This window comes from Mycobacterium sp., from assembly GCF_035653355.1.
In the GTDB taxonomy this organism is placed as follows: Bacteria; Actinomycetota; Actinomycetes; order Mycobacteriales; family Mycobacteriaceae; genus Mycobacterium.
This window is the reverse complement of record NZ_DASRBZ010000633.1, coordinates 1-7,238: the sequence shown is the minus strand read 5'-3', so window position 1 is coordinate 7,238 and position 7,238 is coordinate 1. Positions and strand designations below refer to the sequence as shown.

The 7,238-nt window shown below is 66.9% G+C and carries 7 protein-coding genes; 4 read left to right on the top strand and 3 right to left on the bottom strand.

Features of this window, described 5'->3' with window-relative positions:
* Together VFA16_RS21860 and VFA16_RS21855 are read right to left on the bottom strand one after the other, a co-directional pair.
* Positions 1–1,150 (bottom strand): M20 family metallopeptidase (locus tag VFA16_RS21860; protein WP_324969844.1); only part of this gene is annotated, 1,150 nt, incomplete at its 3' end.
* Entirely contained in the window at positions 1,147–2,331 is a 1,185-nt protein-coding gene (locus VFA16_RS21855; RefSeq protein ID WP_324969843.1) for a M20 family metallopeptidase, read from the bottom strand. The genes VFA16_RS21855 and VFA16_RS21860, both read right to left, overlap by 4 nt.
* 24 nt (positions 2,332–2,355) lie before the next feature.
* On the opposite strand from VFA16_RS21855, the gene VFA16_RS21850 reads away from it, so the two are divergent.
* Both VFA16_RS21850 and VFA16_RS21845 read left to right on the top strand, forming a co-directional pair.
* Complete coding sequence (locus VFA16_RS21850; protein WP_324969842.1) at positions 2,356–3,162, top strand: purine-nucleoside phosphorylase; 807 nt, start codon at positions 2,356–2,358, stop codon at positions 3,160–3,162.
* A gap of 11 nt (positions 3,163–3,173) precedes the next feature.
* Positions 3,174–4,775, top strand: coding sequence for a phospho-sugar mutase (locus VFA16_RS21845; RefSeq protein WP_324969841.1), 1,602 nt, complete (start codon positions 3,174–3,176; stop codon positions 4,773–4,775).
* Between the two features lies 1 nt (position 4,776).
* Here the strand turns inward: VFA16_RS21845 and upp are convergent, their stop codons facing one another.
* Entirely contained in the window at positions 4,777–5,400 is a 624-nt protein-coding gene (gene upp, locus VFA16_RS21840) for a uracil phosphoribosyltransferase (RefSeq protein ID WP_324969840.1), read from the bottom strand.
* Positions 5,401–5,797: 397 nt separating this feature from the next.
* Here upp and VFA16_RS21835 point away from each other — a divergent pair, with 397 nt between their 5' ends.
* On the top strand, positions 5,798–6,583 hold the full coding sequence (locus VFA16_RS21835) for an alkaline phosphatase family protein (protein WP_414687785.1): 786 nt from the start codon (positions 5,798–5,800) through the stop codon (positions 6,581–6,583).
* A gap of 175 nt (positions 6,584–6,758) precedes the next feature.
* Positions 6,759–7,238 (top strand): alkaline phosphatase family protein (locus VFA16_RS21830; protein WP_324969839.1); only part of this gene is annotated, 480 nt, incomplete at its 3' end.

Sequence of the window (7,238 nt, the reverse complement as noted above, 5' to 3'; positions counted from 1 at the left end):
CGACGATATTGACCATCACCCGCACCCCGATCGCCAGGGCCCGCTCGTCGAGATCGAACGTCGGCTGATGCAGGTCGAGCTGCGGGCCACGGCCCGACCAGACACCGAGCCGCGCCATCGCGCCGGGAACTTCCTCCAGATACCAGGAGAAGTCTTCGCCGCCGCCGGACTGGCGGGTGTCGGCCAGGACATCCGGGCCGACGGCTTCGATGGCGTGAGTGAGGATGCGCGTCGAGATCTCCTCGTTGACCACCGGCGGCACACCGCGGTGATACTGCATCGTGTGGACTATCTCCAGCGGCGACAGCAGTGCGGACACCGCCTGGCGGATGATGCCCTCGAGGCTTTGCCAGGTTTCGCGGCTAGCGGTGCGCACGGTTCCGGCCAGCACACCAGTCTGGGGGATGGCGTTGGCCGCTGCGCCGGCGTTGACCGCGCCCCACACCAAGACAGTGCTCTTGCGGGGGTCGATGCGCCGCGACAGCACACCGGGCACCCCGGTGATCAAGGTGCCGAGCCCGTAGACCAGGTCAGCGGTCAGGTGCGGCCGGGAGGTATGCCCGCCCGGCGAATACAGGGTGATCTCTAGCCGATCGGCGGCCGACGTGATGGGTCCCTGCTTCACCGCCACCTTGCCGACGGCAAGGCGGGGGTCGCAGTGCAACGCGAATATCCGCGTGACCCCGGTCAGCACTCCCGCCGCGATCGCGTCGATCGCGCCGCCCGGCATCAGCTCTTCGGCTGCCTGAAAGATCAGACGCACCCCGACCGGCAATTCGGGCGCCGACGCCAAGGCCAGCGCGGTGCCGAGCAGGATGGCGGTGTGCGCGTCGTGACCGCAGGCGTGCGCGACGTTGGGCATCGTCGAGGAGTACGGCGCTCCCGTGCGCTCGGCCATCGGCAGCGCATCCATGTCGGCGCGCAACGCGATCCGTGGCTCGTGCTCGGGGCCGAAGTCGCAGGTCAAGCCCGTCCCGCCCGGCAGTACCTTGGGGTTGAGTCCGGCGTCGGCCAACCGCTCGGCGACGAACTGGGTGGTGGCGAACTCCTGGCGGCCCAGCTCGGGGTAGCGGTGGATGTGGCGCCGCCACTCGATCAGCTCGTCGTGGTGGGCGGCCAACCAGGACTCGGCGCTGTCGACGAGGCTCACGACGCCGCCCGCTGCTCACGTGCCTCCAGCACCCGGTCCCGTTGGGCCGGGGTTTCGGCGAGGCGAACTACCGTGCGGGCCAACATGGTTGCGCCTTCCACAACCGCGCGGTCGGCGCTGGGCCGGACGGCGGCGTCGGCGAACGCGGCCTGATGCACGGTAGCGCCGCCGGCGTCGATGCCGATCACCGGATGAATGCCCGGCAGCACCTGGGTCACGTTGCCCATATCGGTGCTGCCTAGCGGCAGGCTTGCCTCAATTTCGACGGGAAGTGCCTCGCGTCCGAGTCGGCGCATCTCCTCCCGGCACGCCTCGGCCAGCCACGGGTCGGGCTTCAGCTCCGCGTAGGGCGGTGCCATGTCGTCGATTTCGTGTTCGCATCCGGTCGCCAGCGCGCCGGCGGCAAAACAGGAGAGCATCCTGCCCTGCAGTTCGCGCAGCGACTCCGAGTCGAGCGCCCGCATCGCATACAGCAGGCTGGCCTGAGCGGGGATGACGTTGACTGCCTGGCCGCCGTCGGTGACGATGCCGTGCACCTGCTGCCCGGGCGCCAGCTGCTGTCGCAGCAGTCCGATGGCTACCTGCGCGACGGTCACGGCGTCGGCCGCGTTGATTCCGAGGTAGGGAGCGACGGCGGCGTGGGATTCCCGGCCCCGGTAGCGGACGCTGACCTCTGCCAATGCCAGCGACCGGGCCGCCGCGATGTCCGCCGGCCCTGGATGCAGCATCACCGCGGCCGCAACATCGTCGAACACGCCCGCCTGCAGCATCAGCGCTTTGCCGCCGCCGGACTCCTCGGCCGGGGTGCCGAGCAGCGCGACTGTCAACCCCAGGTCGTCGGCCACCTCGGCCAGCGCCAGCGCGGTGCCCACGGCGGAGGCGGCGATGATGTTGTGCCCGCAGGCGTGCCCGATTCCGGGCAATGCGTCGTACTCGGCGCATACTCCGACGACGAGTTGTCCGCTACCGAACTCGGCGCGGAATGCGGTGTCCAAACCCGCGACACCGGGGGTGATCTCGAAACCTCGTTCGGCTACCAGTTTCTGCGTTTTTGCGCAGCTGCGGTGCTCGTCGAATGCCAGCTCCGGCTCGGCGTGAATCGCGTGGGAGAGCTCGACGATATCGGCGCCACGACGGCGCACCGCATCTTCGACGGCATCCAATGCGGTGGTGGTGGGCATGCTCGCAGTCTAAGCTCGGCCGCTGTGACCGATGGTCCGCCCGATCCCGATGCACTGGCGAAGCGGGCGGCGCAGGTCATCGCCGAGCGCACCGGTGTCGCCGCGCACGACGTGGCGATCGTGCTCGGGTCGGGGTGGGCGCCGGCCGTCGCGGCGCTGGGCTCGGCAACCGCGGTGCTGCCCATGGCGGATCTGCCCGGTTTCAGCCCGCCGACCGCGGTCGGGCACACCGGCCAGCTGCTGTCAATGCGCATCGGTAGCCACCGGGTGCTGGTTCTGGCCGGTCGTATCCATGCCTACGAGGGCCATGACCTTCTGCACGTGGTCCACCCGGTGCGCACCGCCTGCGCCGCCGGGGCGCAGACGATCGTGCTCACCAACGCCGCTGGCGGGCTGCGGCCAGATCTGGAGGTCGGCCAGCCGGTGCTGATCAGTGACCACCTGAACCTCACCGCGCGCTCGCCACTGGTCGGGCCGCAGTTCGTCGACCTGGTCGACGCCTACGCGCCGCGGCTGCGGAAGCTCGCCCGCCAGGTCGACCCGACTCTGACCGAAGGGGTGTATGCGGGCCTGCCGGGGCCGCACTACGAGACGCCAGCCGAAATCCGGATGCTGCGCACCCTGGGTGCCGACTTGGTAGGCATGTCGACGGTGCACGAGACAATTGCAGCCCGCGCGGCCGGCGCCCAGGTACTGGCGATGTCGCTGGTGACGAATCTGGCCGCCGGCATCACCGGGGCGCCGCTCAGCCACGTCGAGGTGGTGGAGGCCGGGGCGGCGTCGGCGGCCCGGATGGGTTCGCTGCTGGCCGGCGTGGTGGCCCGGCTCTGACGGGAGCACTAGTGACGCCCGAGGAGTGGATCGCGCACGACCCCGACCCGGTGACGGCCGCCGAACTCGCCGCCTGCGACCCTGGCGAGCTCGCCGCGCGGTTCGCCCGGCCGCTGAAGTTCGGCACGGCCGGCCTGCGGGGGCCGCTGCGCGGTGGGCCCGACGCGATGAACCTGGCCGTGGTGTTGCGCGCGACCTGGGCGGTGGCACAGGTACTCAAGGACCGTGGGTTGGCCGGCTCGCGAGTGATCGTCGGCCGCGACGCGCGGCATGGCTCGGCGATCTTCGCTGTTGCTGCAGCTGAAGTGCTTGCAGCTCAAGGGTTTTCGGTAGAGTTGTTGGCCGGCGCCGTACCTACACCGGTGGTCGCGTTCGCAGTGCGGCACACCGGTGCCGCGGCCGGAGTCCAGATCACCGCGTCACACAATCCACCGAGCGACAACGGCTACAAGGTGTACTTCGGCGGCGGTCTGCAAATCGTGTCGCCTACCGATTCTGCGATCGAATCCGCGATGGCCGCTGCGCCGTTCGCCGACCAGGTCGGCAGGGCGCCGGTCGAACCCACCGGCAACGGCCTCGTTGACCGCTATATCGAGCACACCGCGGACCTGCGGCGCTCGACAGGATCCGTGCGGGTGGCGTTGACACCGTTACACGGCGTCGGCGGCGCGGCGGCCGTCGAAACGCTGCACCGCGCCGGTTTCGGTGAAGTGCACACTGTCGGCGTGCAATTCGCGCCGGACCCCGACTTCCCCACCGTCGCGTTCCCTAATCCCGAGGAGCCGGGCGCCACCGACGCGTTGCTGCGCCTGGCCGGCGACGTCGACGCCGATATCGCGGTCGCGTTGGATCCTGACGCGGATCGCTGCGCGGTCGGCATACCCACGCCAGAGGGTTGGCGGCTGCTGTCGGGTGATGAAACCGGTTGGCTGTTAGGTAATTACATTTTGTCGCATACCGAATCTCCGGAGACCACCGTGGTGGCCAGCACGGTGGTTTCGTCGCGGATGTTGGCGGCGATCGCCGCACACTACGGCGCGCGCCACGTCGAGACCCTTACTGGATTCAAGTGGCTGGCTCGCGCCGACGCGGGGATGCCGGGGTTCACCTTGGTCTACGCCTATGAAGAAGCGATCGGGCATTGCGTCGACCCCGCCGCGGTGCGCGACAAGGACGGCATCAGCGCGGCGGTGCTGGCCTGCGATCTGGTGGCGGCGCTCAAAGCGCAAGACCGCTCGGTGCTTGACGCACTCGACGACCTTGCCCGACGTCACGGGGTTCACCTGGGCGCGGCGGTACAGCGGCAAGTAAGCGGGCCCGACGAGGCAACCGGCGTCATGCAGCGACTCCGCGCCAACCCGCCGACGCGGCTAGCTGGATTCCCAGCCGCGGCAGTCGATTTGATGCGCACACGCAATCCTACTGACGCACTGGTCTTCTCCGGCGGCGACGCCGACTTGTGGGCCCGGGTCGTGGTGCGACCGTCCGGCACGGAACCCAAGCTGAAGTTCTACCTCGAGGCCGGCTGCCCGGCGGGCCAGGATCTTCGGCGGGCTCGTGAGCAGGCCGGCGCGCTACGCGACGAACTCGTCGCCTTGGTGCAGCGCTGGTAGCTCACCGTGGCCCGAACTGGCGATCACCCGCGTCGCCGAGCCCTGGGACGATGTAGGCGATCTCGTTGAGCTGGTCGTCGATAGCCGCGGTGTACAAACGCACCTCGGGGGCTGCTTTCTCCAGCGCCGCCAGCCCTTCCGGTGCAGCGACTACGCACAGCACGGTGATGTCTGTTGCGCCGCGGCGCAGGAGCAACCCGATGGTGTGGGTCATCGAGCCGCCAGTTGCCAGCATGGGATCGAGCACCATTACCGGCTGGGCGCTCAGGTCGTCGGGCAGCGACTCCAGATATGGCACCGGCCGGTGGGTTTCCTCGTCGCGAACAATCCCGACGAATCCCACCGGGGCCTCCGGTATCAGCGCGTGTGCTTGATCGACCATGCCGAGCCCTGCCCGCAGTACCGGCACCAGCAACGGTGGTTTGGCCAGCCGCAGCCCGATGGTCTCGGCGAGTGGGGTGCGCACATTAACCTTCTCGCTGGGCGCGTCGCGGGTGGCCTCGTAGACCAGCATCAGCGTCAGGTCGCGCAGCGCCGCACGGAACGCGGCGTTATCGGTGCGTTCGTCGCGCAATGCAGTGAGCCGCGCGGCGGCCAGCGGATGGTCAACGACGTGCACTTCCACAAACGTTGACCCTAGCCGGGCGATGACCAGGTCGAAATGGCCAGCAGAAAACCTGGTTACTCGCCTTGTCTGACCGCGTGAATGCCGCTGCAGCAAATGCAGAGCAAAACGTCACCCGCGATTGCCGGCGGCAGCTTCTCGCCGGCGCATAAACGAGCTTCCATTGGATCGTCCATTTGATCTTGAAATGCGTTCTCGCCTTTGATGATTTATGGAGTTGACACGCCGACCGCCATTAAGCGGGATGTTCGAACCGGTTTCTATACTTCCCGGTGTGATCGGTCCCGGATCGCGTAAATCCATGGGATATCGAATCGCCGGACTGTGCGGCGCATCGGCGTTGGTCGGCGCGCTAATTCTCTACATACCAGCGCATGTCGACAAAGTGGCCCCGCCCGTGGACATCACGGCGGCCACCATACCGACCCCCGCGCACGTCATCATCGTCATGGAGGAAAACCGCGACCCCGACGACGTCATGGGCAACGCGTCGGCCCCGTACATCAATTCACTGGCCGCTAATGGCGCGAATATGACGCAATCTTTTGCGGAAACACATCCGAGCGAACCGAACTACATGGCGTTATTCGCCGGGCGCACATTCGACCTCATATGGGACTTCTGCCCGGTCAACGAAGGCAACACGCCCAACCTGGGCGCTGAATTGCTCGCCGCCGGACGAACATTCACCGGTTTTGCCGAAGACCTGCCGTCCGTAGGCTCTACGGTGTGCACATCGGGGAAGTATGAGCGTGTCCACGCGCCGTGGGTCAACTTCAGCAACGTCCCGGGAACCGACTCGGTACCGTTCTCGGCATTTCCTGCTCCCGCCAATTACGCCAGCCTGCCGACCGTTTCGTTCGTCATTCCCAATCTCGACAACGACATGCACAACGGATCGGTAGCTCAAGCCGACACTTGGCTGCAGCAGCATCTGTCGTCTTATGCCGAATGGGCGAAGGCCAACAACAGCCTGCTGATCGTGACGTGGGACGAAAGCAATGATTACTTCTTCCCCAACCACATCCCGATGATTTTCTACGGCGCCAACGTCAAGCCCGGAACGTACAACCAGAAGATCAATCACTACAACTTGCTGTCCACGCTGGAGCAGATGTACGGGCTACCCAAGACCGGCCACGCGGCGAATGCGGGGGCAATTACCGAGATTTGGGGCAGCTAGCCGCTCGGTCGCATCAGCAGCCCCCGCGGCGGCCCAGCCACGTAAGTGGCGGTGAACACGCGGCTCAGTCAAATCCGCCGTCGTGATTAGGAACCTCCGGATGCGATTCATTCTCATGCCACATATGGGCGCGTCCATACCCGGCGGCACGCTATAGCGCACTTATACTCGCCGCATGCGACGCCGGGCGTGCCGAAAAGGCAAGGGGCAAACCGTCTCGCTCGTCGGCGTTTTGGCCGTCTTCGCCGCGGTCACGTCCTTGCCGGCACATTTAACCGGCACAACGGCTCCGGTGAACTTTGCGGCGGCTGCTATCCCGACGCCAGCACACGTGGTGATCGTAGTGGAGGAGAACCGCTCGCACGCCAACATCATCGGCAACAAGTCGGCTCCATTTCTCAACTCCCTTGCCGCCAAGGGCGCAACGATGACGCAGTCCTTCGCCGAAACGCACCCGAGCGAGCCCAATTATTTGGCGCTGTTCGCCGGCAACATGTTCGGGTTGAAGGAAAACCGTTGCCCCGTCGACGCCGGCGCCGCACCCAACCTCGGTTCGGAACTACTCGCCGCCGGATACACATTCGCCGGTTTCGCCGAAGACCTACCGGCTGTGGGCTCGCCGGCCTGCAGCGCGGGTAAATACGCCCGCAAGCAC

Bases quoted from the DNA above. Each gene is read 5' to 3' on its own strand.
- VFA16_RS21855 (WP_324969843.1), bottom strand. From the start codon at position 2,331: ATGCCCACCACCACCGCATTGGATGCCGTCGAAGATGCGGTGCGCCGT.